Below are 25,544 nucleotides of genomic sequence, written 5' to 3' on the forward strand. Positions count from 1 at the left end.
AATAGGGGATAATTATGCCGTCAATCGACATTTTTGATAAGCCTTTTGATGAAGGGACAGAAGCTAAACTTGAAATATTTGAAAAATATCTTGAAGAATGGTTGCCTCCATTTGTGATGTCTTCATTTCAGTATCCTATCCAAATATTTGATTTATTTGCTTGGCAGTCAAGAACCAATTCTTGACTGAACTCTTTTCAAATCTCCTCTGTCATTTTCTAACCACTTCTTCGATTCAACAATCCTCTAAGTCTAATTTTGGGGGACTTCACTACAAAGTCTGGCTTTTCAAAAACCAAATGAATCAAATTACTTCGATAATTTTATGAGTTTTCTGCCATCATTTTTGTAATAGTTTTGTAGTAGTTTTGTAGTAGTCAATGCGATTATTAGGGGTAAAATGGGGTTGATTTGGGTTAATTTTGGTTTTTGGAGACATTCTTTAAAAAGCAAAACCCCGAATTCTTGCGATATTCGGGGTTTTTGAGCTGGCGATGGGACTCGAACCCGCGACCTGCTGATTACAAGTCAGCTGCTCTACCAGCTGAGCTACGCCAGCATTTTCGAGGCACAAATCTAATATAATTTACTTTTCCACGCAACAAAACAGACATCTTTTTATTATTTTATCATAAACTAATAACTCTTATTAATGACGAAAAATGAACTGAAATACTACTCTTCTTTAAATGAAAAGAAAATTAGGAATTCTGAAAAGAAGTTTATAGTTGAGGGAATAAAAATTATTGAGGAGGCAGTTCTTTCAAACTTTGTGTGTGAATTGGTTGCTGTATCCCATCATTTCGCCGAAAAAAATGTTGATTTACTCATTAAACTAAAAAACTGGAACTTACCTCATCAAATTATTTCAGAAAAAGAAATTGAAAAAATTAGTGATACTAAAACACCACAAGGAATTATTGCAGTATTTAATTTCCCAATAGATGAAAAGCCAGTTTATTTCGATAAGATAATTGTAGCGCTGGAAAATATTAATGATCCGGGCAATCTTGGTACAATAATCAGAAATTGCGATTGGTTTGGGATCAATACAATTTATTTAAGTGAAGACACTGCTGATATTTATAATCCAAAAACAATTAGGGCTTCGGCGGGGTCGGTTTTTCATATTAACTTCGTGCAGAAGAATTTTTATAAAAATATTGAAATTCTTAAAAGTAAAGAGTATTTAATTTTGTGTGCCGACCTTACAGGTAATAACCTTTATAAATTTGAAGAAAGAAAAAATATTGTTTTAGTTTTAGCAAATGAAGCCAACGGTCCCAGCAGTAAAATATTAGAATTATCAAACTGTAAAATAACAATCCCTAAAAAAGGAAAAGCCGAATCGCTGAATGTAGCAAGCGCTTCGGCTGTTCTGCTTTCAGAATTTACGAAGTAGTTACTTCATCAATATCATTTTTTTCACTTCAGAAAAATTACCTGCTTGTAACCGGTAAAAATAAACGGAGGAAGAAAGTGTAGAGCTTGCCCGCGAAAGACCGGTGGAAGTATTGAGTGAAGAGTTTCGCTGAATATCCTTCAGCGAAAATTTTACATCATATGTTCCAGATTGCTGCAACTCGTTAACTAAAATGGCAACTTCACGTCCCAGAATATCATAAACTTTTAAACTCACATTAGTGGCATCAGGTATCTGATAGCGAATAATTGTCTCGGGATTAAAAGGATTAGGATAATTTTGATAAAGAGTAAATTGATTCGGCAATTCTCTTTCTTCTCTCACATCAGTAATTGTATTAAATGAGGCAAATTTTTGTGTTGAGTAAAGACGGTATTCACCGGGTTGGAGAGAAATCAACATTCCCGCATCTGTAACATTTATGCTATCACCGGAGAAAAACTCATACCACATTCCTGTATTTTGAAAACCTGGGGCAATTGAATTAGCCGTAACTCCAAAGTTGCCGATAAGCGCAACATTATTGCCGGGATGATTCAATCGAAGTCTTTTTTGTGCGCCATCAAAGCTGGAATTGAAATCAGAAGTTGAGAAAACGGGATATGCTTTTTTTAACCGGGTTAGCGCGGCATACACATTAAATAATTTTTTTCTTTCGGGAATATTTAAGTAATCCCATCTTGGCGGTTTCGGGGTAAGTCTGTCATTGCTAATATTAGAAGGGTAATTGATAGAATAATCGTAGCCAAGTTCACCGAACTGCCAAATCATTTTAGGGCCTGGAACAGTAATAAAAAATGCCGCAGCTTGCTCAATTCTCTCCAATGCAGTATTTAAATTTTTTATGCTGTAATTGCCGGAAGCATTACCAAATTGCAAATTTTTATACATCAAGCGTTCTTCATCATGACTCTCCATATACCCAACTAAATTGGGATTTGTGAATCCGCGTGATTTATATGAAATTCTGCCAAAGTTTGAAGTGTTCACCCAACCCATCGTTGCTTCATTGTAATTATAATTTAAGTTTCCCCAAACCATCATTCCATGATTTGTTAATTCTCTTTCCTCGGTATCGGGGGCAAAATGTTCTAATATTATGTAAGCTTCTGGATCAACACTCCAAATATGATCAGCCATTCTTTTTAATATAGCAATTCTTGATGCGTCGTAACTGCTTCCATCACCGGTTCTATTTGTAAATCCTTTGGTAAAATCGAAGCGGAATCCGTCAAACTTAAATTCGGTTAACCAAAACGAATTAACTCTATCAACAAAATATTTGGTGTTTTTACTTTCATGATTAAAATCGTACCCCCAAGAAAAAACTGAATTAGGAGAAACTTGATTCAACCAAGGATTATTAGCCGCGGGTCGTCCCGTGTTATTATCCCAATACATTTGCACCATTGGGCTCAGTCCATATGAATGATTAAGCACCATATCGAGTATTACTGCAATTCCATTTGCGTGCAGTTCATCAATTAACTCTTTCAGTGCTTCGCGTGTACCGTAGTATTTATCTACTGCAAAATAAAATGATGAATTATATCCCCAACTGTTATTTCCTTCAAACTCAGATACAGGCATTAATTCAACAGCGTTTACACCTAGGCGTTTTAAATATCCAATTGAATCTTTAATCGATTTGAAAGTTCTTGCTGCGGTAAAATCACGAACCAGTAATTCGTAAATAATTAATTTTTCCTTTGGCGGTTTTTGAAAGTCTGTAACTCTCCAATTATAAGGAGCTTTTTCTGGATAAATATATGAAACGATATTTGATGTTTTCCCGCCCGGATAAGAGGGGAGTCCCGGAAATCTGGAGCTGTTAATCTCACCATCATTCCATGGATCAAGAATCATTTCTGAATATGGATCAGCTATTCTTAACTCACCATCAATTAAAAATTGATAACGGTAGCCATAATCGGCGGGATCAACAAGCAGCATTGGCATTTCAATCCAGAAGAATACGCTGTCTGGTTTGAACTCATATCTTTTCATGAAATAATTTTCATCAACTTTCCAATCGTTAAAATCGCCGAGCAGATAAACAAACTCCTTGTGTGGGGCGAAGAGTGCAAAAACAGCTTGTGTTGAACTTCTGGGATAATTAATCCCTTGAACTGTCCCCGGTGGCGGAGCGATATTTTGTACCGGTGGATTTTGAAATACTATAAATGTTGAAGAATCTTTTCTTCCCTGAACATCTTGAGCAACAATTTTAATTTCATTTTTACCTGAAGAATATTCTAAACTGTTGAATTGATATTGAATTGTACTTGCAGTTGCGGAAACTTTCTCAATCCCATTTACAAATAATTTCATCCATAAAGTTGTAGTCTCAACCTCAGCGGCAATTGCCTCAATATTAATTATTTCATTCGGTTTAGCAAAAACCGGAGAACGGAGAGGGTCACCATAATTAGTTGAAACTGTTGGAGATTTGACTACAACGCTAATTCCCCCTTTAAATAATGGAATAAATAAATCCTCAGTCTGTTTAGAACCATTATCCGCACTTCTAAGAACAATACATAATTCCGTAATATCAGCTAATGAGTTTGTAACATTGTAGAAGTTTCTTGGGTTATCAATAACTAGTTCATAAGTATCAGTAGCAAGCCGGGTTAATTTTGGCTGAATTGTATTATTGCCCCAGCTTCCAATTACATTTTGCCAACGGTTGGGTGACCCCGATCCAATTTTGGTTGTAACCCCGGTATGCGCATAAACATCCCCCGTGTAGCCGGCAATTTTATTTTGGTGAGTCGAGTTTTTTACATTAAACGTAATTGTAATTTTATCTGTTTGTGTCGGGAATTTTGGAGTGGTAGTAATTACTGTTTGAGCGGATAGTTCTGAGAACCAGAATAATGAAATAAATAGAAGAAAATTCCTCATGATGCCTCTAAAGTTTTAATATTACTTGAAAGTTAGGAAAGTAATTGTATGTTAATCAAGGAATTCCCAAGCCACTCCAATACGAAGACCACGCGGCTGTTTCGGAAAATAGGGAACAATATAATAGTTACGGTCGAGTAGATTTTCGAAAGTTATATATATAGTTGCTGAATTTTGAATATTGGCAGCGATGAACAAATCAAATTGATAATCAGTTGGAAGCATTGAATAATTAATAGCACCCAAATTACCCTCTGCATTAACAATTCTTGATGATGAAATACCTGAGGTAATATCGGTCAATGAAAATGATCTTTCTCCAAATAAATTATAATTTATGCCAGCCTTTAGTTTAAGATTTGTGTTGAATAGAGTATCTACATAGTAAATACCGCCACTTGAATTAAATTGGGGTAGTTGAAAATATTCGCTACTATTAGAGTAAAAAGATGTACCGCAGCTGAACAAAAATTTCCAATAATGAACTTCAAACTTTAGCGATGCCCCTTGAAGAGTGATATCGGAATAATTTTCATAACCACCGGCATAGTACTTTTTGTTAGTTACACGAATAAATGGCATTAACCAATTTTCAAATGATTGATAAAATACACCACCGTTAATTGTAAAAATATCATTTGAAAATCTTAAGGAACCTTCTACGTTGCTAGAGATTTGATTTAGCTCGTCAACTGATGAAATAGATAAAGCTTCCTCTAATAAAGAAAATGGCTTATCGATTATTGACGCTCCGGCATAGAATTTAACATTAGCATTAAGCTTTATTTCATTGCTAATTCCGTAAGCTTTAAACCACTTATTTCTCAGTGATAAATATTTTGCGGATATTTCCGGCGTAAAGTAGTCTTCAATAAAATTAAACCTAACTAAAGCTCCTAAAGAAAATAGAGTTTGATTACTTTTTAAAGAATGGGCTTGTAAATTGTACTCATCATATTCGAAAGAAGAAATTAATTGGGCTGAAATCAACCCAGAATTTATCCTCTGTAAAATATTAATTCCGAAAACCTTTTCGCTATTATCGAACAGTAATTCATTAGATGCAGCTCTTTCATTCTGCCGGAATTCAAGTAGTGAACTGCGGTAATAAAAAGTTAATTGTGAATTCCAATTATTACTGAAATTGGAATTTAATTTCACATCATAATAATTATCGGTTGATTTTTGGTAGCGATTATCAAACATAACCGGTGCTTGAAAGCGGGAGTAGAGAATATCATCAGCGAACTGAGATTCATAGTTTACTAAAATAGAATCATAATCAACGCCACCATTAAGCTGGGTTTTTGATTTGAAATGTCTTATTGATGCCGATAATGAATGTGCTGCATTTAAGGCATACGATAATTTTCCATTCACGCCCCAGCTTCCAAACTCACTACTCTTATATCTGTAATCCGCGCTAAAATTTGAAATCTCAAATTCCACATTTAATTTTTTAAAAGGATTGATTGAGAAAATAGCATTAATGTTCGATTCACCCAGCGGGGCTTGATAATAACGCAATCTCGAATAAGCAAAATTATTAGCCCTTTGTTCCGGTACAATATTTATAGATACGGAATTATTGTGGGAGTTAAAGACAAATCCTTTAGCGAGAGAGTAAACTTCTAACCTATTAAAGTTTTCGGTTGAGAAAAGGAATGAATCAAAATTATTTTGAGTTGGACTGTTAAATGAAATGCCATCTATTAATACCCCCACATTATTTACGCCGCTTCCAAATAGAGAAAAATTGTTTTGTTGACCGAGCATTCCAAAATCTTTAACATAACCAAATGGCGCATTCAAAAAATAATCTGAAAAATTTCTATAATCTGTTTTATTGAGCGACTCTTTTAATAAAATAATATCAACAAAATCATGCTGTACATGCAATGAATCTTGTAGAACTAATTTACTTGTATCAACAACAGTTGTGTCGGGCAAATTAATAATTGAAAAACTTTTTGCCTGTTGAGTAAAAAGTAGCAATATCAAAAGTCCATATTTCAAGAATGAATATTTCATTTACTTCTATATTTAAATGTCATCACTAAAATAATTGAAAAGAAAGTGGCATCAAAAACATTAAAGGAGCCATATTTTCCTTAACCTATTGCCTGATACGGGGTCTGTAATCTAAATCAATTGTTAAACAAAAAAGACACTAACTATTTGTTTTACAATAAAAAAATGCTATTTTTGACTTGAAATTCAATCACTAAAATATAAGGGGCATTAGTCATGGCAATGACAAAAAGCGAAATCCTTAATTACATGGTAAAAAAATCGGGCTTAACCAAAAAAGCCACTGCTCAATTTCTTGATGATTTTATTCAGTTATCTTACAAAGAAGCTAAAAAATCTTTTGTAATTCCTGGATTGGGCAAACTTGTATTAGTTCAAAGAAAAGCTAGAAAAGGCAGAAACCCCGCAACTGGCGAAGCAATTAAAATTCCTGCTAAAAAAGTAGTGAAATTTAGAATTGCAAAAGCTGCTAAGGATGCAATCTTAGGCAAAAAATAATTTCTGTTGCCATAAAGAAAAAGCCCGTTATTTAACGGGCTTTTTTGTTTTATTCGATATCACTCTGGTTTTTATGTTAGCTAAAACCTGGTTGTATACATCTTGGGGTACATGCTGAAGAATTTTTGTTAGAAGCTTATTGAATGATCCAACGTGTGAGTAAAAGTTGAAACTCAGCCCCGATTGGCTATCGACTACTTTTATAGGTTTTGTTGGAGATCCGCTGAAAAATCCCCCTTCAATTTTATCGATTTTATCATAATAAATTGTGATTTCCTTCTTTGAAAAAAAATAGTTTGAACATACCAACTTTTTATCATCAGCAGTAATTTTAAATGGAAAGGTTTTATAGGTTGAAATAAAGTAATTGTTTAGAACTATTATAACAGCGAGATTTATTGCCGCAAATAAAGCATAATACCAATGCTCCGAAAACCCAATTACAGAAGAAATAAAATGAATACTTAAAATAGGGGTTGCAATAAGGTTGCCATAGCGGTAAATAATTTTCGCAAAAAAAGAATATTTGTAGACTTCCATCAATATCTCGTTTATTTTTGGCGCTAAATTTACAATTAATTTTATTAAAGAATTTTATGTATAATGTAATAATTATAGGTGCTGGACCAATCGGCTTGGCTTGCGGAATTGAAGCGGTCAAATCGAACATCTCCTATTTGATTGTTGAGAAGGGGTGTTTGGTAAATTCAATTTATAATTATCCGGTTAATATGACGTTCTTTTCAACTTCTGACCGGCTGGAAATCGGGGAGATTCCCTTCATCTCTCATGGTGTTAAACCAACAAGGAGCGAGGCACTCGAATATTATCGTAGAGTCGCTCATGAATGGAATCTTTCAATAAACACTTATGAAAAGGTAACTGGGATAGCTAAGGAGAACAATCATTTTGTAGTTCATACTAGTAAATCAACTTATAAAGCTGAAAAAATTATTATGGCAATTGGATTTTACGATTATCCAAATCTATTAAATATACCCGGTGAAAATTTAGAAAAGGTTAATCATTACTTTGAAGACGCGCACCAATATTCCTTTAAAGATGTAGCAATTATCGGCGGGGGAAACTCGGCCGTTGATGCCGCGTTGGAGACTTATAGAAAGGGGGCGAATGTTACAATGGTGATTAAAAAGAATGATCTTGATGATGGTGTAAAATATTGGGTGCGCCCCGACATCGAAAACAGAATTAAAGAGGGAAGCATTAAAGCATATTTCAATTCCGAGATTATTGAAATAAAACAGAGATCAATTACAATTAAAACTGAGAAGGGGGAATCGGAAATTGATAACGATTTCGTACTTGCATTGACCGGATATCACCCCGATTTTGATTTTTTGCAATCAATTGGAATTGATCTTTCCTCCAGTTCAAAAATTCCATTTTGCGATGAACATACTTATGAAACAAATATTAAAGGAATTTACTTAGCTGGTGTGGTTTGTGGAGGAATGGAAACGGGGAAATGGTTCATTGAAAATTCAAGATCTCACGCAATATCGGTAATTAAACACATTAAAGATTCATTTAATTAAAATCATCTTTTTAGTTTCAGTAAAATTTCCCGCCATCAAACGATATAAATATACTCCGGATGATTGCGATATTAGATTCTTAAGAAAATCAGAATCCGAAATATTTTGCGATGCAAATTTTACCTTGTATATCCCCGGATGCTGAACCTCATTTACAAGTGTAGCTACCACTTTACCCATTGTATCAAACACTTTTAGTTTTACATGACTCGTTTCTAAAAGCTGGTAGCTAATTGTCGTTTTGGGATTAAAGGGATTCGGATAATTTTGATATAGTTTAAAATCAGTAGGGATATTATTTGAACCGACTTTTGATGTGGGCGTGCCGACAAATTTATAAATTCTACCATTATTGTAATTGGCAAAATAGAGCTCATTCTTTTCATCAACACCAAATGTTGAAACGGCGTAATCACTTTTAGCGATCAATTTATTTGTAACCTTACCATTTTCATATTGTAGTTCCCAAATGTTCGAACTAACAAAATCAGCATAAATATATTTCCCAATTAATTCTGAAACCTGGCTGCCTCTATAAACATATCCGCCTGTAATTGAGTAGCCTCCATCGGAATTATGGAAGTACTCATGGATAGGTTTAATATCATTAACCGATGAGCAATTAGATAAATTATAACTTCTTGTACCTTCAAAACATCTCCAGCCATAATTACCCCCCTTTTCAATCAGATTAATTTCCTCAATTAAATTCTGCCCAACATCTGCTCCCCACAATCTATTTGTTTGAGAATCAAAACTAAACTTCCAAACATTTCGTAAGCCATAAGCATAAATTTCCTTTCGGAATCCTGGAGAATTTATAAAAGGATTATCGGCTGGAATTGAATAATTTTTTCCATCTTCATTTTTGTCAACATCAATTCTCAATATCTTTCCCAAAAGCGAATTTGGATTTTGTGCATAATTTTGTGGATCACCTCCTGAACCTCCATCTCCTAATGAAATATAAAGATATCCATCAGGACCGAATGAAGTTTGTCCACCATTATGATTGGAATAGGGTTGATCAATTTCCAGGAGAATGAGTTCGCTGTTTTTATCTGCAAGATCAGGATTATCAGCGCTTACTTTATATCTAGAAATAACTGTGCGTCTCGGATTGGAGGTAGTATAGTTAATGTAGAAATAACCATTCTGTTTATAATTGGGATGAAAAGCTAGTCCCAATAATCCCTGCTCGCCTCCAAATAGCACTTTACTTCGAATATCAAGAAAAACTTTTGACTGGCTAACATTTGAGAAATTCTCAAAAACATGAATGGTGCCGGGCTGTGACACGACAAATAATCTGTTTGAGCCATCACCGGAATTTTGAATATCTACAGGATTTTCAAATGATAAATTTGGGAATGCTAACTGAGTTTTTACTTGCGAATTAATTTTGCCGCATCCAAAAAAAGCTAATCCTGCTAAAAGAGCTATGATTGTCTTCATTTAAAATCCTTTTATTTATGAAACAAATATCGATTAAGATTTGTTCATCAAAATGTAATTCACAATAAAAGAAAGGCAGCAAATGAAAAATAAATATTTTTTAATAATTGCAATTTTGATTACTTCGTTTGTATATAACTACGCAAACTCTCCTCAGAAAATAGATAATTTTACACTTAAGAATTATGATGGTAAAGAATATTCTTTAAAAGATTTTACGGATTCAAAAGCGATTGTTGTAATGTTCGTATCAACTCAGTGCCCGGTTTCTAATGATTATAATGAAAGAATGGCAAAAATCTATAATAATTATAAAGAAAAAGGAATAGCGTTTGTTGGGATTAACTCTAACAAACAGGAGAATGTTGAAGAAATCTCGAAACACTCAGCCGAAAATAAATTTGGTTTTCCGGTTTTGAAAGATCACAAAAATATCATCGCTGATAAATTTAAAGCCTCAGTAACTCCTGAAATATTTGTTCTCAACAATAAATATGAAATTCTTTATCATGGAAGAATAGATGATAATAGAAAGGCAGATAAAGTAGAGGTAAAGGATTTAGAAACTGCGTTGAATGAAATTATTGATGGTAAATCAGTAGCTTCAACGAAAACAAAAGCATTCGGCTGTACAATTAAAAGGGTAGATTAATGAAGAACATTTCTTATTCCATTGTATTACTTTTAATTATAATTCTCTTCACAAGTAGTAATAATTACTCCCAACAGAACCAATTAAAAGTAGAAACAATTGACAAGATCAAACTTGAAAAACTAATAAAAGAGCGGAACGGAAAGTTTCTGCTCTTAAATTTATGGGCTACCTGGTGTGCTCCGTGCAGAGAAGAATTCCCCGATTTGGTTAAACTATCTGATAACTTTAAAAGCAAAAATCTTGAAGTTGTAGGAATTAGTATGGATTATCCGGAAGAGATTAATTCCAAAATTATTCCCTTTTTGAAAAAGCAAAACGTAAGCTTTAAAAACTATGTAAATGGATTTGAAAAAGATGAGCATTTAATAAATGCGATTGACACAAGCTGGATTGGAGCAATACCGGCAACAGTTATTTATGATGAAAAGGGAAAAAAAGTAGCTTTCTTTGAAGGGAAAAAAAGTTATGATGAATTTGTAAAACAAATTAGCCTGGTACGAAAAAAATAATCATTTTATTTCTTTGTTAATCTAACTTTTCAATTTCATCAAAATAGTGCATTACCTTTTCTTCGGTTCGGTTTTGAAAAACAATATTCTCCGGAAAAAGTTTGGAGCGTAACTTTCTGTATAGTGTAACTGAACTGCGCAGACAATTTAGAAGCGATTGCCTTTCATATGAGGGGAGTGTCATTTTTAAGTCGGAAAAATCCTCCTCTTTGAGTTGTGTTTCTACTTTTCTTACTCCTCGAGGCAGGTTTTGATTATTTATGTGAAGCAATGGACCCAAGACAGTCATACGCAAAAAGCTAAAAAAATCGAAAGCTTCGAAATATTCACCGCGTCCAATTTTTAATAATGCATAATGAACCCAAATCCAAAATCGATCCTCAATCCACTGGTAATCTGGATATGGAAATTTTGCTTCAGATTTTGAAATTGCATTTAGTAATTGAGATTCATTATCAAGTAAAATTATGGGAGTCTCAATACGCGAGTGAAATTCCTCAATTATTAAAAACTTAATATCTACATGAAGGAGAGGATCGTCATAAAGGCAAATTAATAATCGAGGTTCCCCCACATGCTCACCTGTAAATCCGGTAAGAAGCGTACCAAACCTATTTGCATACTCAAGCATTTTTGATTTATTGGTAGAGATTTTTTCTTTTGTAACTAATATTAAGTCAAGGTCTGAAAATTCATCTAGTTCTTTTGTGATCCAAGAACCGGCAGCAGCTAATCCAATTACAGAATTATCTTTCTCCAAAATTCTCTTTACTTTATCCGCGAACTTAGTTTGAATCATCAAGTCACCTGATTAAATGAGATTCTAAATTGAACAGCTCATTCGATTAATTATTATTCTTATTATTAAATAGTAATAATGTCGGATCGGCACTTTCACCTTCATTAGATATCAGCATATCTCCATTCTCAAGAAATGTAATTCCCTCGGCTTTATTAAATCTAACCGGATTCAACTTCTCGATTTGCTCTACACTTCCATTCATATTGAATATAAAAAGTAAATAATCAGCAGCAGATAGCAAGTATAACTTTTTTGAAATTGGATGAATGGCAATTGCCGATGTTCGAAATTTCAAACTTGATTCTATTTTACCACTCTTCTTTTTTGATTTTGTTGGAACCGTAATGGCATTCTCTTCCATAAATCTATAGATGATATTTAAATCAAAGTTGAAAACCGGGGACTTACTCAGTTTCTTTGTTTTCAAATCAAAGCTATAAATCGCTCTTTTATCTTTGTACTCGGAACCCTTACCTATTTTACTTTTGCAGGCAATCAAAAGTCGGTTGTTTAGTTGATCGTAACATAAACCTTCATTATCCTCAGCAGGAATGCCGGTGGTGTAGGACTTTACTTTATAATTACTAGACTCATATTCTGAAATTTCAAACAAGGTACCGTCACTTCTTAGTACATAAAGTTTATTGCCGACTTTTGTAATCCCTTCATAATCCCCATCCTCACCAAATGAAAATTCTCTTATAATTCTTCCTTGCACAAAATCATACATAAAAACTATCCCTTTCTCATCCTGTACACAAGCAATTGAATTCGAATTGAGATAAGTGATTCCGGAGACTTCATGCAAAATTGCCGGAAGTGTGTGGGCTATACTTGGCTTGTTGAAATTGTATTCAGCCGCTTTATCATTATGCAAGATGTTAAACCCGCATATAAAAAGAGTTAAGATTACAACGACAGTAAAAAATATTCTTTTCGACATAGTTTGAACGATTTATTATCAGTAATCTAATTAAGGCATTCTCACATAAAAATCCAAATCAATAAGAATATAAACAGCCCAATAAACTAGGTTTTGATTTGCTTGATCATTTCCATAATTATTCCGGTGTGAACTCCTTCATGAAAATGATTAAAGGTTATTGCATCCTCGAGACAATTAAGTACAACTCCGGTTGAGGTTTTATATGTTCGAAAATCTTTAAAAAGCCCACTGGTGTAATCTGTTATAAATTGAGAAGGCAGTTCAGTCAAATACAATTTAATTTTTTGAACGTCCGGTGCCTCATCCCATTTTATTGGGGAAGAACCGGTCGCAAACATTGAAAAATATTCGCGCGGTATTCTCATTTCTAGATGAGAAAGCGTGTAATGAAGAACCTGTTGTGTGGCAATTATATGCCCAAGATTCCACAAAATATTGTTCTTCCTGCTTTCCGGAATCTGAAACAATTGTTCATCGGTTAGATTATCAACGGCTTGTAAAATTAAGTTTCTCTCAACAATCAACATATTTATAGATTTAAGAATATTCATAAATTCCCTTTCCTTTTTGTTTTCCCCAAATTTTCTTTGACTCTAAATTTTACGATCCTACTTATCAACTTGAGAGGAAGGGGTTCATCAATTGGAAACTGAATTGCCCCTTTTGAACTCTTATAACGAGTAAGTTCCTTTTGAAATGCCTGAATACCTGATGGAGAAGGATAAAATCCAATATGATTTTTATACGGGGCAAAGTGTACTAAATTACCATTCAGTATAAAAGTTGGGATGCCGTAGCTAATTTTTTCCTGGACACCTGGCGCGGCTTCTTTAATTGTTGAACGCATTTTTTCCAAGAGCAGCTGAATATCTTGAGGATAATTTGAAATAAATTCATCAATATTTCGAGGTTTAATTTTTATCATTCTTTCCCAAATTAATTATTTTAGTAAATAATAATCCTTTGGTAGATAATAATTGGATGATCTATTGAACAAATTATATTATAATGTTTACCGCAATATACTTTTTTACATCAAATTTTTTTGCACAACCATTGTAATTCATATATCGTATTTTTCCATAAACAGGGCGCTCAAACCATGGGCGGTCGTGCACTCCTCCAATTGACCATGCGATCCCGGTGTAACCATTTGGATCTCTTCCATCCAATTCATATTTATCATTTAAATAAATAGCAATCTGCAGTGCTTCTTCAGGCGTACGTGTCCACTCGAGTATTTTTTTTGCCCAGTACATTCTCATGTAACCGTGCATCTTCCCTTTATTAACCATTTCTAATTGGGCGGCATTCCAGAGTTCATCATGAGTTTTTGCATTCTCAAAATGTTCTAATGTATATGTGTAATCTCGTTTATCTTTTCGGTGGAGATTTAGTGAATCTTGCGCCCATTTATGAAATCCATCAAATGAATCATAATTATCATTAAAGTAGCAAAAGTTATCTGCTAATTCTCTTCTAATAATCATTTCTTCTAAAAATGATTCGTGAGATTCTACATATTCAGTTAATGGCTGAATTGTTAGTGCAACTCTTTGAGGTGCAATCTGCCCAAAATGAAAATAGGGGGATAGATTTGATTGAGCGTCCTCAGTTGGGAAGTTTCTATCAGTACCATATTTAATAAACTTATTATTAATGAAATGATGCAATAATTTGTTAGCGGCTTCTTCACCTGGTTTCAGCCAATCAATTGTTTTAACATCGAAATTTATTTTTAATGATTTATACAGACTGTCCCAGTCTGTTGTCGGTGCGTCAATTTTGTTTTTCATCTTTATTAGTGAAGGAAACTCATCCAAATAATCGGGAAGAAGCTTTTGAATTTTGGGACGGATAGTATATGCCGCAAATTCCTGCTTATCCGACACTTGATGCAAGGGAACAATATTGTGAGCATCCACTTCATGAAAAGGAAGGTTGATTTTTGAAACTATATCTTTTTTCCAAGCTCGTACTATTTTTAATGGATTAAAATCAGTTACCAATAAACTTGTTTTATTCTCATTAATAAATCTTGGAATTGTTTCAGTGGGTTTTCCAGCAAGTAAAATAAAGGGAATATTATACTTTAATAAAGTTTTTTCAACTTCCTTTAATCCTCGAATCATAAAATCGTATTGCCTGATTGTCGCATCTAAAAAATCTGGTACTAAGTTAAAAACAACAATAAGTGGTGAGTTATTTTCTAACGCTTGTTGCTGTGCATAAATCAATGCCCAATTATCATTTACACGCTGATCACGTTGCATCCAGTACACTACCGGTCCTAATTTTATTGGATAATCAGCTAGAATTGAAATTCTTTTTGGATTCATAATCATATAATCTTATCTAAATTGTTCATAACATTACTGCTGTTTTTGTAAATATAAATTTGCACTATTTAATTAGTATCTGATGGATAAAACTATAACTTCGCTAACACCTCAAACATAGTTCATTTATTCTTCAAAAAATCTATAAAATGAAAAAGTACAATTATGTTTATCTCATCACGAATTACTCAGAATCAATTAACTAAACTGAATACGACTATCCGTTCTATTTTAGAAACCAACAGCCTGATGAATAAGTTCTATTATAAATAAGTGTTATTCTCGACAATAAAAAGCTGAATGGGAACTCTAAAAGGTGGAGCCCTGTTACGTTTTTCAAATCACAATAAAAGAAAGGAAGTAAAATGAAAAATAGATTGATCTCCTCAATGTTGTTTGTGTTCTTGTTGGCTGTAACTGTATCGGCTCAGAATAAGGACATTGTTACCGTTGCAGTAGAAGCAGGAAGTTTCAAGACTTTAACGACTGCAATAACTGAAGCAGGTCTAGTAGAAACATTGAAAGGAAAAGGCCCATTTACAGTATTCGCCCCTACAGATGAAGCATTCGCAAAACTCCCAAAGGGAACACTTGAAGGATTGTTAAAAGATAAAGAAGCACTAAAAAATGTTCTTCTATATCATGTTGTAAGTGGAAATGTTTCCTCCAAGGATGTTGTGAAGCTTGATAAAGCTAAAACCGCTGGTGGCAAAGATGTAATGATAAAAGTAAAAGATGGAAAAGTGTACATCAATAAATCTGTTGTTACAACTGCTGATGTTGAAGCTTCAAATGGTGTAATTCACATTATTGATACCGTTCTGATTCCAAAAGAAGACAAAAAGAAATCCTACTAATCTTAAAGAGGGGCTTGCATAAAGCCCCTTTTCATTTCTAAACTTTCTAACCTCTAATTTTGTTATTATGAAAAAGGGGATCGCGGTAGATGAAAATTATTAAAGCATTTTATTTAATTCTTATTCTGTTTTTGATTATAATACCGCCCGTTAAAGCACAGAAGATTGATCAGATCCGTTCGTTCGAAACCGAAAGAACAGATATTAACAAAACCGGAATGATTGTTCTCGGCTCCTGGGCTCTGGGAAATATTCTACTTGGCGCTTACGGCAATTATAAACATGAAGGTCAGACAAAATATTTCCACCAGTTCAACGCGATGTGGAATATTGTGAATCTCGGAATTGCTGCATTCGGTTACTTCAATGCCTCGGGTTCAGATCCTAATTCGATGACAGCAACACAAATATTAAATGAGTATAACTCGCTGCAGAAATTTCTTCTGCTAAATGCAGGTTTGGATGTTGCTTATATGGTTACGGGATTATATCTTAAAGAGAGGGCAAAAAACTCGTCTAACGCAGAAAGGTTGCGTGGTTACGGAGACAGTCTTCTTTTACAAGGAGGATTTCTTTTGGCTTTTGATGTGGCTCTCTATTTCATTCATCAGAATAACGCGTCGGTAAATCTTTATCCGCATCTTGAAAGTTTATTGAGCGGGGGAGCTGGAATCGACATGAGGATCAGTTTTTAAATGAAGATATCTGCAGTTAGAAAAAATATTCTTCTCTCTTATTCACTACTATGTTTATTTATGATGCCGCATATCGCCCTGGGGCAGTCGCTTGAAAAATTCAGAATGATCTGGGAAGCGCGTTACGACAATATTTCATTCGGTGAGAAACAGAATAGAGTTCAAGCTTCTTTAAGAATTCCTTTTGAGATAAATCTTTTTGATGATTATTACATTGTTGGTCTTACCTCGACCGGAAGCAATTTCACTTCACGGTGGGAAAATGTTAAGGACTTCCGGGTAAGCGGCGAGAACAGAAGATTCAACTTGAATCTCAGACAATTATATTTTCAGAAAGAGTGGGAGAGTTCGCGCATTCAGATAGGATCTATTCCAACAATTAAGGGAAAAGTTTCTAGTACGGGTCTCGGAAGTAACGGATGGATTGATGGCGGACGGTTTCAGTTCAACATCTCTTCCGCAATTGTGGAATTTGTTGTGGGAAGTTTAACCGACCTTAATACGCCTAATTTTCTGGATAGAAATTTTATACTCAATTACTTCGAAACAGAAATCTCAAAAAAAATCGGCAAAAATACGCTCGCCGAAATATCATACGAAAGATTAGGAAAAGACGATTATCTAAGAGGCGAATACCGAGTAGATATTTATACTTCCTCAAAAAATTATTTTCAGTTAACACTCGAATCGTTTGTTCATCTCAACAACTCATCTGTGAGCTACGGATTAACATTTGAATCGGATCTTCTTAAATGGTTCAGCGAAAACCTTGAAGAATATGCAGAACTGAAGGTCTATTTTAATCACACAGATGAAAAGATAGGGACCAGAGGATTTTTAACAGACGATTTCTACCGTTTCGGGAATACATTAACGGTTGAGTTTACAGGCAAAATAACAAACGATAAAAAACTCAGGTGGTTCTCAGAGAACTACATAAGTAAAGACCCGAGGTTTTTAGTGGGGTTAAGAATTGATCTTAAATAAAAAGAGAAGCAAAACAGGAAGACTTGTTAGTCATCAGCGAAACCTCTTGATTTGCTTCAAACTTTTCATTCCCTATATTTCCAACTTTCATAATTAATTCAATAAAAATTTTCTGACGAGATCTAATTCGTTTGCAGTTATTGAATTATCAATTAAAGAATTTTTAACTGTTGTAATAAAATTTGAGAAACTTTTAAAATCTATTGCCGTATTGCTAGCAAGCTGATTAAAATATTGATTTACAAGATTTTTCATTTCATTAACATTTGCTCCAACACCAATTGAATTAATCAAAGAAGTTAAATCTTCTTGCATATAAGAGGCAGCAAAACCACGAAGATAGTTGAACCCTAACTCCAATAGTCCAGGTACATGCGCAAAGAGAAAGCTAATAATTGCAGATGAGAAAAAAATAATTGCAAATATGCCAGTCAAAGAAATTAAAATTAATGTTAGACCTCCAAGAAGCACAATTCTTCTTAATCGTTTCTTGAATCTATGATCATTTCTAATTCTATGTCTAAGTTCATCGTAATTGAGTTTCATTGGTTCTTTCCTATTTATTATTCTAATTTATATTCTTCTGCTTTATGTTCATTAAGAATTCTTCACATTTATCCCAAAGATATTTCTCTTCTTCTGGATTAGAGAATTTACATTTTTCTTCCTTTCTTCGATTAAAAAATCCTCCGTTACTCCCTATTACCTTTTCAGTGGAGGCAAGCCAAATAATTGTATCAGCTCCTTCTTCGATTGTTCTTCCTTCAATTAGAGCGAATATTTTCAAAAGTAACTTACCAAACATATTTTGCTCTCTGAATAATTCTGTATCCGGAATAAATCCAGGAGTTAAAGAATAAACAGAAATATTATCATTTCTCAATCTTCGAGCCCATTCCCGTGTAAGCATTCTGTTAGCCTGCTTGGTTTGTTTGTAGGCAAGAGTTTCATTGAACTTTCTTTTATCGAAATTAATGTCGTCAATATCGAGCCCATCGGCATAATGAGAAGCAGTATTAATAATTCTTGATGGTGCGGCATTTTTTAGTTCATCAAGCAATAAGTGGGTTAAAAATTGATGGCCTAATACATTCACTGTAAAAGTGTACTCAACGCCAAGCTCGCTTAGCCTTTTGGTTTTCGTCCACAAACCCGCATTATTTATGAGCACATCAATTTTACTTTCTCTTTTCTTAAACTCATCTGCAAAACTTTTTACCGAGTTCATATTTGCGAGATCAAGATGCATCACAAAAACATTCTGATTCCCGGTTTCCTTAACAATTTCTTTTCTAGCTTCATTTGCAGAATTGAGAGAACGGCAGGCCATATAAACTTTTGCGCCAAGTTTTGCCAATTGCTTCGTAGCTTCCTTACCGATTCCTTTATTTGCTCCGGATATTATTACTACTTTTTCTTTCATTATTACACTCTAATGTTTATTAATTAAAGGGTTAAACATAGTTCAAGAATAATTTGTTCCAGGATGTTGGGTGATTATGTGTTGAAACCGGTAAGTTTTCTATTTATCGCGCAAAGTATTTCGTGGCATTCTTTTTTACTTCGGCGGTTAAGTAAGTATTGTGTGTTTCTAAAAATCCTTTGACATATCCTTTATCCAGTCTAGATATTTCCCGCAAAGACCAGCCCACTGCTGTTTTGCAAAATCGCTCATTTCGTTTAATCATCTGTTTGTTAAACGCATCAACAATTTCCAGATGCTCCTTTAATGTTTTGCATTGTGCAAAGGGAACTAGAGATGCGCGAGCTTTCCAAAGGTAATTATCTTTATTCCATTTTTTTAATTCTGTTATTGTTTGTTTTGGATAACTATCCACTAAGGGGGACAGCAGTCTCACACAAAGCCAGTCGCATACATTCCAATCGTATATCCACTTTTTATCATACCAATTTGAAAACATTGAAAGCTGAAATTTTACATCTGTTCCTAGTAGAAATAACTGGACATAAATAATTGCCGCAAGTTTAGATTCACTATATTCATGTTTAACAAGTTCATCAAGTATTTCTTTCTGTTCGGTTCTAGATAGTTCATTTAACTTGTTCAGTTTACAAACGTCTTGAACAATAGAGCGAATTTCCGGGATGCCAACACCAATAGATTTAATATCATGCTTAACATAATTAACAAGCCATTTTGCTTTTTTAGCATTATGATGCTTTTCTAGTTCCTGTAAAATTATTTTAAAATATTTATTCATGGATGGATTAATTCAGAAAATAATAGCCAACATTTAGAATTGTTGCAAAGCTAACCCATAACAAGTATGGAATATTCAAATACGCGGCAAGTGGTTTTATTTTATAGAAAAGGTAAATCATTGCAAAGATACTGAACCATAAAAGGATAATTTCTATAAGCGCAATGCCAATCATATTGAAATAGAAGAATATAAAACTCCAGGCAAAGTTTAAGAGCATCTGAATTGCAAATATTTTAATGGCCTGGTTTCTTTTTGGAGAAGAGCTTTCTTTCCAAATAAGAAAAAAGGAAATTCCTAAAAGAATGTATAGGGATGTCCACACTGGACCAAACACCCAGTTGGGAGGACTGAATGAGGGTCTGTTTAATGATGCATACCAGGTTGGAACAGCCTGTGAAGTAAACATTCCGGCAACAGCCCCAACAGATAAAGGAATTATTAAAGAAACAATCAGTTTAAAAATGTTTGATCCTGACATTTTTGCCATTCCTGTTTAATCGATTATTTTACTTCTTCTATACCATCGGCATATTTTGCAAATCTACCTTTATCTTTTGGATGAACATTATCAAGTCTTTTCCAGGGCCAACCGCCAAATTGAGTCTTACGAAAATCATCGAAAGCCTGTTGTATCTCTTCTCTGCTATTCATTACAAAGGGACCGTATTGAACGACCGGTTCATCAATAGCTTTGCCCTGAAGCAGAAGTATGTAAGCATCTGTTCCGCCATTTTTAATCAATACATTTTGATCGGCCAGTAAATCAACCGAATGATAAGATTGAAGATTTATTCCGGCAATGTCCAGTGTGGACCCTTTATAAAAATATAGTGATCGGCTAATTCCAAAAGATGCGGGGGGCAATGACCACTCAGCATTTTCCTCAAGTTTTATAAGCCAAATGGCAACCTCATTTTTTTTATCTGCCGCCCAGGAATCGGGAGCTGGTGGGGGAGCAATTACATCTTTAATTTCTCCCGCAATAATCCTCACTTCAATCGATTTCCCTTTAATGTCCTTCTTTTTATAAAACGGAATATCTTCATTCCACAACATTTTAAAATGCGGCTTACAAAACTTATTAGATTGAGGAAGATTAAGCCATATCTGAAAAAGTTCGCATGGATTATTTTCTGTTTTATTTAGAAGAGGAAACATTTCGGAATGCTGAAGACCGGAACCGGCGGTCATCCACTGAACATCTCCGTTGCCATATCTTCCGGCGGCGCCATGTGAATCAGAATGATCTACAAATCCTCGAAGTACAATTGTAACGGTTTCGAAACCTCTATGAGGATGAGCGGGAAAACCGGGTATGGTTTCTCCATGATACATTCTCCATCCATCTTTCAAAGTAAAATCCTGTCCAATGTTTCTTCCTTCTAATGATGCATTTGGCCCAAGCTGATCATTGCCCGATGGAAAATTATCGAGATGGTGCACGCAAAATAAAAACGGATTATTAGTCTGCCAGGTAAAACCAAGTGGTTGAATGTTTGAGATAATCTTATTGTACATAATAACTCTCCCAAAATACTGTGCCGCTTATTTCAATTAATATTTCGATATAATCTAATTAATTTCTAAAACAAACTTGTCCGTTTAATTAAAAAACCATAACAACATTTTGTTCTTATTATGCTCTATAATTTATAAGATACGCCAAACGAGATATAATGGAATAAAGCGAAATTATATACTTCCTCATTATCTGCTCCTCCCTCAAGAATACGGTACCCGGCTTTAAGACTTATATTTTCCAACAAATTATATGATGCGGCTAAAAGAACGTCAAATGCTCGTCCTTGTTTGGCCGCTAGTCCATCGCCTTCAAAGAGCAGGCCGAAATCATCATTAAGATTCCACAACAATCTGAAGTTAAGAATCGGGACAAACCCAACATTAGTTTTCTCGGATGAATAGTTTTGTGACGATAAAGAAACTCTCGCGTCTCTAATTTTCGCGGTTAGTCCCAATCCAAATTCCAGGTCAGGATTTTGAACGAAATCGTAGCGGTAGGTTAATCGATAGGAATTAAATTTATAAGAACCTTGTAAATCAATATTCGCTTTATATATCTGTCCGGCAAAGTTAACTTCTTTATTTAATCTTCCTTCTGATAGTATTGTTAATGGGGCATAGAGCAAAGAAATATTATGAGAGTAGTTAAAAGTGTAATTGAGTTTTATCCTATAAAAAAGATCGGAACTTGGTATCAAATCATCTTTGAATGACACAAGTGTGCCTCGATTACCAGGAATACGTTGATCGTTATATCCAGTAGTTATATAACCGGTTTCTAAATCCACGACTATCTGTGCATAAGTTGAGCTTATTAAACAAAAGTTTATTAGTATAATTAAAAATGCGGTAGGTAAGATTGTTTTTTTCATGTTAAATAATTCATAATAAGTTTTAAAATATTGTGTTGGCGATATATTTATAACAAGTTTAATTGAACTAACTTTTGTATTAAATAACTTCTTGTTAAATATAATAAAGAGAAAAACTATCAAACGATACTATTAAAGAGATCAATTCATCTTTGATAATTTCGAAATAAGCAGTAAAATTTCTGCCGGTAAACTATGAGATCTCCTTTAATGAAATACTTTTTCTTTGAAAATGATTTTAATCGCATCACGTATTATTAGTTCTGAATAACTAAATTTTAACCTAAAAAAAGCATTAATGATATAATAACAAATATTCATAATCCAAGTTTGCATAAAATGAGGTAGTTCGGGCAAGCAAATGGTTATTGTTGATTATTTTTTGTAAAAAACATTTAAAGATGGGAACTTCATTGTTGGCGACAGAGAAAAAATGTTTTACTATTCTTTCCCTAGTTTCTCAACCTTTTGCATCACTTCTAGATGCATCTTATCTTTATAATCAAGCATGTTTTTTCGTAAGTTAAAATCTTTTACTGATAGAATTTGTATCGCAAGTAATCCAGCGTTTTTCGCACCATTTAATGCTACTGTTGCAACCGGTACTCCGCCCGGCATCTGAAGAATAGATAAAATCGAATCCCATCCATCAATCGAATTTGATGATTTAATTGGAACCCCGATTACAGGTAATGGTGAGATTGCTGCTACCATTCCAGGCAAATGTGCCGCTCCTCCGGCTCCCGCTATTATTACTTCAATTCCTCTTTTGTGTGCATTCTCAGCATAATCAAATAGTCTTTTCGGAGTTCGGTGAGCCGAAACTACAGTAAGTTCGAATGTTACATTAAATTCCTTTAAAACATTGGCCGCTTCTTGCATCACAATTAAATCAGAATCAGAACCCATAATTATACTTATTGATGGATTTACCATGACACAACCTTAATTTTTTGTTTTACAATATCTGCTTTGTTTTTAGCTTCATCAATTGTTGGTGCCAAGACTGTTACGTGTCCCATTTTTCTAAAAGGTTTTGTAGTTTTCTTACCATAGAGATGAATTTTAACTCCTTCAATTGCCATGCATTCGGTGAGCCCTTCAAATCGAACACGACCTTCATAACCCGGTTCACCTAAAAGGTTTATCATTACTGCAGGCATCTTTAGTTTAGTGCTTCCCAAAGGCAAATTAAAAATAGCTCTTAAAAGTTGTTCAAATTGAGATGTAATAGCGCTTTCAATAGTATGATGACCACTGTTATGGGGACGAGGGGCAATTTCATTTATTAAAATATTTTGATTCTTATCAATAAACATTTCCACAGCAAGAATTCCATGAAGATTTAACTCAGAAATAATTTTGATAGCATAGTTTTCTGTTTTGTTTTCAAGTTCTGCCGTTAAAGTAGAGGGACAAATAAGTTTTTCAACAAGATTAGCGCTTGGATTAAACTCCATCTCAACAGTTGGATGACATTTAACTTCACCACGTTCATTTCTTGCAACTATCGCAGATATTTCCTTATCAATATTCACAAGATTTTCGATTATCGAGGGCCCATCAAGTAAATTTATCAAATCATCTTTTGAGCTAATTATTGTAACACCTCTTCCATCATACCCACCTTTGCGTAATTTCTGAACGAAAGGGAAATCTAATACACCATTATTTATTGCATTGATGATATCATGTTTGGATGTAAAAAGTGTAAATGGAGAGGATGGTATTTTATTTTTCTCAAAAAACTGCTTTTGTAGTCCTTTGTCCTGAATAATCTCGAGTATATCAGGATCAGGTATAATCCTTTTTCCTTCTTCCTTAAGTTTTTTAAGTGCTTCAATATTTACATTCTCTAATTCGAGAGTAAGAACATCCACCATCTGCCCAAATTTGTAAACATCCTCAAAATTGAGTTGATCCCCTTTGAATAAGAATGTACAGCATGATGAAGCGGGACAATGTTCATCTTTATCAAGAATAAATGTATTGACGTTCCAGTTGCTTGCTGCAAGTACGAGCATTTTGCCAAGCTGGCCACCTGCAATAATACCCAGCTTAATTTCTGATGTAACGAGTTTTTCCATTATGCAAAAAAGTTTACAATAGTAAAATATACCGGGAAACCAATTGTTATATTAACCGGGAACGTAATACCCAGTGCCATTGGAATATAAAGTCCTGGATCTGCTTCCGGTGCTGCAATTCTCATTGCTGCCGGTACAGCAATATAAGAGGCGCTTGCAGCTAATATAGAAAGTATAAATCTATTACCAATGTCGGGTGTTATGAATTGACTTAGGTAAGCCACAACACATCCATTTATGAATGGGATAACTATTGCAAAAAAAGTTACAAATAATCCATACTTTGTAAAAGCAGTAAATCTCTTTGCCGCAACCATCCCCATTTCTAAAAGGAATATTACTAGAAAACCTTTAAAAAGATCTGTGGTAAATGGTTTAATACCTTCTGCTTGTTTGGTATCGGCAATTAAACCAATAACTAGACTTCCCAGAATCATTACAACACTTCCGTTAGCGAAGGAATGCTGAAAGATAGATTTCCAATCTATTCGTGCATTTGATTGTTGTCCATATTTCATCATAAGAAAAACACCAATAATTATAGCCGGGGATTCCATTAAAGCCATTACTGCAACCATATGCCCGCCAAAAGACAATTGCTGCATTTCCAAAAAAGATACAGCGGCAACAAAAGTAACAGCACTTACAGAGCCATAAGCCGCAGAAATTGCCCCGGCATCATAAACGCTTAACTTTCTTTTAAGAATGAAAAAAGTGTAAGCTGGAATTAATGCGGCAATCAGAGTTCCGAATATAAGTGTGTAGGTTATTTCATGATTATAACTGCTGTGCGATAATTCCTGTCCACCTTTAAAACCGATTGCAAAGAGAAGGTATAATGAAATAAACTTACTGGATGATTCGGGAATCTCGAGATCACTTTTTATAATAACTGCGATTATTCCAAGTAGAAAAAACAACAAGGTTGGATTTGCTATGTTTGATATAAGTATCTGAAAATCCATTCGTAATTAATTTAACCTTTCAATGTTTTTTAATAATTATTTCTTGAATTTGTTCATAAAATATATAAAAAAATGGATGGTTAATCACATCGGTGGTTGGAGAAATATTGACTGGGGTGATTATCTTATAATTGCCTGGATATCAGTTATTCAACTATTCCATTGACTTCTTTTAAAGTAGATACTGAAAGGGGAAACCGACCTTCGATGCTATT

The 25,544-nt window shown here is 34.1% G+C and carries 27 protein-coding genes and 1 tRNA gene; 9 read left to right on the plus strand and 19 right to left on the minus strand.

The window, feature by feature from the left end; translation table 11 throughout:
* Positions 1-14: 14 nt before the first annotated feature.
* Complete coding sequence (locus KF816_02275) at positions 15-185, plus strand: hypothetical protein (protein MBX3006832.1); 171 nt, start codon at positions 15-17, stop codon at positions 183-185.
* Positions 186-485: 300 nt separating this feature from the next.
* On the opposite strand, the gene KF816_02280 is transcribed toward KF816_02275, so the two are convergent.
* Positions 486-558, minus strand: a tRNA-Thr gene (locus KF816_02280).
* A gap of 93 nt (positions 559-651) precedes the next feature.
* Here KF816_02280 and KF816_02285 point away from each other — a divergent pair.
* On the plus strand, positions 652-1,401 hold the full coding sequence (locus KF816_02285; protein ID MBX3006833.1) for an RNA methyltransferase: 750 nt from the start codon (positions 652-654) through the stop codon (positions 1,399-1,401).
* Here KF816_02285 and KF816_02290 read toward each other — a convergent pair whose 3' ends face one another.
* Positions 1,402-4,329 (minus strand): T9SS type A sorting domain-containing protein, encoded by a 2,928-nt coding sequence (locus KF816_02290; GenBank protein ID MBX3006834.1) that lies wholly within the window; start codon positions 4,327-4,329, stop codon positions 1,402-1,404.
* 51 nt (positions 4,330-4,380) lie between these two features.
* A complete protein-coding gene (locus KF816_02295) occupies positions 4,381-6,360 on the minus strand; it encodes a TonB-dependent receptor plug domain-containing protein (GenBank protein ID MBX3006835.1) in 1,980 nt (659 codons plus the stop codon).
* Between the two features lie 216 nt (positions 6,361-6,576).
* Here KF816_02295 and KF816_02300 point away from each other — a divergent pair, with 216 nt between their 5' ends.
* Positions 6,577-6,858 carry an HU family DNA-binding protein gene (locus KF816_02300; GenBank protein ID MBX3006836.1) on the plus strand — a complete coding sequence of 94 codons (282 nt, stop codon included), beginning with the start codon at positions 6,577-6,579 and terminating at the stop codon, positions 6,856-6,858.
* A 27-nt stretch (positions 6,859-6,885) separates the two neighbouring features.
* On the opposite strand, the gene KF816_02305 is transcribed toward KF816_02300, so the two are convergent.
* On the minus strand, positions 6,886-7,398 hold the full coding sequence (locus KF816_02305) for a hypothetical protein (protein ID MBX3006837.1): 513 nt from the start codon (positions 7,396-7,398) through the stop codon (positions 6,886-6,888).
* Positions 7,399-7,454: 56 nt separating this feature from the next.
* Here KF816_02305 and KF816_02310 point away from each other — a divergent pair, with 56 nt between their 5' ends.
* Positions 7,455-8,414 (plus strand): YpdA family putative bacillithiol disulfide reductase, encoded by a 960-nt coding sequence (locus KF816_02310; protein MBX3006838.1) that lies wholly within the window; start codon positions 7,455-7,457, stop codon positions 8,412-8,414.
* Here KF816_02310 and KF816_02315 read toward each other — a convergent pair.
* Positions 8,403-9,869: a PQQ-dependent sugar dehydrogenase gene (locus tag KF816_02315; GenBank protein MBX3006839.1), complete on the minus strand. Its 1,467-nt coding sequence runs from the start codon at positions 9,867-9,869 to the stop codon at positions 8,403-8,405. The two genes, KF816_02310 and KF816_02315, sit on opposite strands and share 12 nt — an antisense overlap.
* Positions 9,870-9,951: 82 nt before the next feature.
* On the opposite strand from KF816_02315, the gene KF816_02320 reads away from it, so the two are divergent.
* Complete coding sequence (locus tag KF816_02320; protein ID MBX3006840.1) at positions 9,952-10,521, plus strand: thioredoxin family protein; 570 nt, start codon at positions 9,952-9,954, stop codon at positions 10,519-10,521.
* Positions 10,521-11,033 carry a TlpA family protein disulfide reductase gene (locus KF816_02325; GenBank protein ID MBX3006841.1) on the plus strand — a complete coding sequence of 171 codons (513 nt, stop codon included), beginning with the start codon at positions 10,521-10,523 and terminating at the stop codon, positions 11,031-11,033. The genes KF816_02320 and KF816_02325 overlap by 1 nt, the downstream gene beginning before the upstream one ends.
* A 16-nt stretch (positions 11,034-11,049) precedes the next feature.
* Here the strand turns inward: KF816_02325 and KF816_02330 are convergent, their stop codons facing one another.
* The 5 genes from KF816_02330 to KF816_02350 all read right to left on the minus strand — a co-directional run bounded on the left by KF816_02330 (position 11,050) and on the right by KF816_02350 (position 15,126).
* Entirely contained in the window at positions 11,050-11,832 is a 783-nt protein-coding gene (locus KF816_02330; protein ID MBX3006842.1) for an aminoglycoside 6-adenylyltransferase, read from the minus strand.
* Between the two features lie 46 nt (positions 11,833-11,878).
* Entirely contained in the window at positions 11,879-12,778 is a 900-nt protein-coding gene (locus tag KF816_02335; GenBank protein ID MBX3006843.1) for an SdiA-regulated domain-containing protein, read from the minus strand.
* 86 nt (positions 12,779-12,864) lie between these two features.
* A complete protein-coding gene (locus tag KF816_02340; protein ID MBX3006844.1) occupies positions 12,865-13,332 on the minus strand; it encodes a DinB family protein in 468 nt (155 codons plus the stop codon).
* Entirely contained in the window at positions 13,329-13,706 is a 378-nt protein-coding gene (locus KF816_02345; protein ID MBX3006845.1) for a DUF1801 domain-containing protein, read from the minus strand. Before KF816_02345 ends, KF816_02340 begins: the two co-directional genes overlap by 4 nt.
* Before the next feature lie 73 nt (positions 13,707-13,779).
* Positions 13,780-15,126 carry a deoxyribodipyrimidine photo-lyase gene (locus KF816_02350; GenBank protein MBX3006846.1) on the minus strand — a complete coding sequence of 449 codons (1,347 nt, stop codon included), beginning with the start codon at positions 15,124-15,126 and terminating at the stop codon, positions 13,780-13,782.
* A gap of 359 nt (positions 15,127-15,485) precedes the next feature.
* Between KF816_02350 and KF816_02355 the strand changes: the two genes are divergently transcribed.
* From KF816_02355 to KF816_02365, 3 genes are all read left to right on the plus strand, one after another.
* A complete protein-coding gene (locus KF816_02355) occupies positions 15,486-15,977 on the plus strand; it encodes a fasciclin domain-containing protein (protein MBX3006847.1) in 492 nt (163 codons plus the stop codon).
* Between the two features lie 89 nt (positions 15,978-16,066).
* The gene (locus KF816_02360) at positions 16,067-16,672 is read left to right on the plus strand and encodes a hypothetical protein (protein MBX3006848.1); all 606 of its coding nucleotides are present in this window, start codon (positions 16,067-16,069) and stop codon (positions 16,670-16,672) included.
* Positions 16,673-17,659: a hypothetical protein gene (locus tag KF816_02365; GenBank protein MBX3006849.1), complete on the plus strand. Its 987-nt coding sequence runs from the start codon at positions 16,673-16,675 to the stop codon at positions 17,657-17,659.
* A 93-nt stretch (positions 17,660-17,752) separates the two neighbouring features.
* On the opposite strand, the gene KF816_02370 is transcribed toward KF816_02365, so the two are convergent.
* From KF816_02370 to KF816_02410, 9 genes are all read right to left on the minus strand, one after another.
* Positions 17,753-18,205, minus strand: a complete 453-nt coding sequence (locus tag KF816_02370; GenBank protein ID MBX3006850.1) for a hypothetical protein — start codon at positions 18,203-18,205, stop codon at positions 17,753-17,755.
* 22 nt (positions 18,206-18,227) lie between these two features.
* Positions 18,228-19,082, minus strand: coding sequence for an SDR family oxidoreductase (locus KF816_02375; GenBank protein ID MBX3006851.1), 855 nt, complete (start codon positions 19,080-19,082; stop codon positions 18,228-18,230).
* A 103-nt stretch (positions 19,083-19,185) separates the two neighbouring features.
* A complete protein-coding gene (locus KF816_02380) occupies positions 19,186-19,881 on the minus strand; it encodes a DNA alkylation repair protein (protein ID MBX3006852.1) in 696 nt (231 codons plus the stop codon).
* 7 nt (positions 19,882-19,888) lie between these two features.
* A complete protein-coding gene (locus KF816_02385; protein MBX3006853.1) occupies positions 19,889-20,362 on the minus strand; it encodes a tryptophan-rich sensory protein in 474 nt (157 codons plus the stop codon).
* A gap of 23 nt (positions 20,363-20,385) precedes the next feature.
* Positions 20,386-21,402 (minus strand): pirin family protein, encoded by a 1,017-nt coding sequence (locus KF816_02390; protein ID MBX3006854.1) that lies wholly within the window; start codon positions 21,400-21,402, stop codon positions 20,386-20,388.
* 125 nt (positions 21,403-21,527) lie between these two features.
* Entirely contained in the window at positions 21,528-22,277 is a 750-nt protein-coding gene (locus KF816_02395) for a hypothetical protein (protein MBX3006855.1), read from the minus strand.
* A gap of 441 nt (positions 22,278-22,718) precedes the next feature.
* Complete coding sequence (gene purE / locus KF816_02400; protein ID MBX3006856.1) at positions 22,719-23,213, minus strand: 5-(carboxyamino)imidazole ribonucleotide mutase; 495 nt, start codon at positions 23,211-23,213, stop codon at positions 22,719-22,721.
* Complete coding sequence (locus KF816_02405; protein ID MBX3006857.1) at positions 23,207-24,364, minus strand: 5-(carboxyamino)imidazole ribonucleotide synthase; 1,158 nt, start codon at positions 24,362-24,364, stop codon at positions 23,207-23,209. Before KF816_02405 ends, purE begins: the two co-directional genes overlap by 7 nt.
* A complete protein-coding gene (locus KF816_02410; GenBank protein MBX3006858.1) occupies positions 24,364-25,329 on the minus strand; it encodes a sodium-dependent bicarbonate transport family permease in 966 nt (321 codons plus the stop codon). Before KF816_02410 ends, KF816_02405 begins: the two co-directional genes overlap by 1 nt.
* Positions 25,330-25,544: the final 215 nt, after the last annotated feature.

It is taken from the genome of Melioribacteraceae bacterium, assembly GCA_019638015.1.
Lineage (GTDB): Bacteria > Bacteroidota > Ignavibacteria > Ignavibacteriales > Melioribacteraceae > JAHBUP01.

Bases quoted from the DNA above. Each gene is read 5' to 3' on its own strand.
- KF816_02275 (MBX3006832.1), top strand. From the start codon at position 15: ATGCCGTCAATCGACATTTTTGATAAGCCTTTTGATGAAGGGACAGAA.
- KF816_02285 (MBX3006833.1), top strand. From the start codon at position 652: ATGACGAAAAATGAACTGAAATACTACTCTTCTTTAAATGAAAAGAAA.
- KF816_02290 (MBX3006834.1), bottom strand. From the start codon at position 4,329: ATGAGGAATTTTCTTCTATTTATTTCATTATTCTGGTTCTCAGAACTA.
- KF816_02295 (MBX3006835.1), bottom strand. From the start codon at position 6,360: ATGAAATATTCATTCTTGAAATATGGACTTTTGATATTGCTACTTTTT.
- KF816_02300 (MBX3006836.1), top strand. From the start codon at position 6,577: ATGGCAATGACAAAAAGCGAAATCCTTAATTACATGGTAAAAAAATCG.
- KF816_02305 (MBX3006837.1), bottom strand. From the start codon at position 7,398: ATGGAAGTCTACAAATATTCTTTTTTTGCGAAAATTATTTACCGCTAT.
- KF816_02310 (MBX3006838.1), top strand. From the start codon at position 7,455: ATGTATAATGTAATAATTATAGGTGCTGGACCAATCGGCTTGGCTTGC.
- KF816_02315 (MBX3006839.1), bottom strand. From the start codon at position 9,869: ATGAAGACAATCATAGCTCTTTTAGCAGGATTAGCTTTTTTTGGATGC.
- KF816_02320 (MBX3006840.1), top strand. From the start codon at position 9,952: ATGAAAAATAAATATTTTTTAATAATTGCAATTTTGATTACTTCGTTT.
- KF816_02325 (MBX3006841.1), top strand. From the start codon at position 10,521: ATGAAGAACATTTCTTATTCCATTGTATTACTTTTAATTATAATTCTC.
- KF816_02330 (MBX3006842.1), bottom strand. From the start codon at position 11,832: ATGATTCAAACTAAGTTCGCGGATAAAGTAAAGAGAATTTTGGAGAAA.
- KF816_02335 (MBX3006843.1), bottom strand. From the start codon at position 12,778: ATGTCGAAAAGAATATTTTTTACTGTCGTTGTAATCTTAACTCTTTTT.
- KF816_02340 (MBX3006844.1), bottom strand. From the start codon at position 13,332: ATGAATATTCTTAAATCTATAAATATGTTGATTGTTGAGAGAAACTTA.
- KF816_02345 (MBX3006845.1), bottom strand. From the start codon at position 13,706: ATGATAAAAATTAAACCTCGAAATATTGATGAATTTATTTCAAATTAT.
- KF816_02350 (MBX3006846.1), bottom strand. From the start codon at position 15,126: ATGATTATGAATCCAAAAAGAATTTCAATTCTAGCTGATTATCCAATA.
- KF816_02355 (MBX3006847.1), top strand. From the start codon at position 15,486: ATGAAAAATAGATTGATCTCCTCAATGTTGTTTGTGTTCTTGTTGGCT.
- KF816_02360 (MBX3006848.1), top strand. From the start codon at position 16,067: ATGAAAATTATTAAAGCATTTTATTTAATTCTTATTCTGTTTTTGATT.
- KF816_02365 (MBX3006849.1), top strand. From the start codon at position 16,673: ATGAAGATATCTGCAGTTAGAAAAAATATTCTTCTCTCTTATTCACTA.
- KF816_02370 (MBX3006850.1), bottom strand. From the start codon at position 18,205: ATGAAACTCAATTACGATGAACTTAGACATAGAATTAGAAATGATCAT.
- KF816_02375 (MBX3006851.1), bottom strand. From the start codon at position 19,082: ATGAAAGAAAAAGTAGTAATAATATCCGGAGCAAATAAAGGAATCGGT.
- KF816_02380 (MBX3006852.1), bottom strand. From the start codon at position 19,881: ATGAATAAATATTTTAAAATAATTTTACAGGAACTAGAAAAGCATCAT.
- KF816_02385 (MBX3006853.1), bottom strand. From the start codon at position 20,362: ATGTCAGGATCAAACATTTTTAAACTGATTGTTTCTTTAATAATTCCT.
- KF816_02390 (MBX3006854.1), bottom strand. From the start codon at position 21,402: ATGTACAATAAGATTATCTCAAACATTCAACCACTTGGTTTTACCTGG.
- KF816_02395 (MBX3006855.1), bottom strand. From the start codon at position 22,277: ATGAAAAAAACAATCTTACCTACCGCATTTTTAATTATACTAATAAAC.
- purE (MBX3006856.1), bottom strand. From the start codon at position 23,213: ATGGTAAATCCATCAATAAGTATAATTATGGGTTCTGATTCTGATTTA.
- KF816_02405 (MBX3006857.1), bottom strand. From the start codon at position 24,364: ATGGAAAAACTCGTTACATCAGAAATTAAGCTGGGTATTATTGCAGGT.
- KF816_02410 (MBX3006858.1), bottom strand. From the start codon at position 25,329: ATGGATTTTCAGATACTTATATCAAACATAGCAAATCCAACCTTGTTG.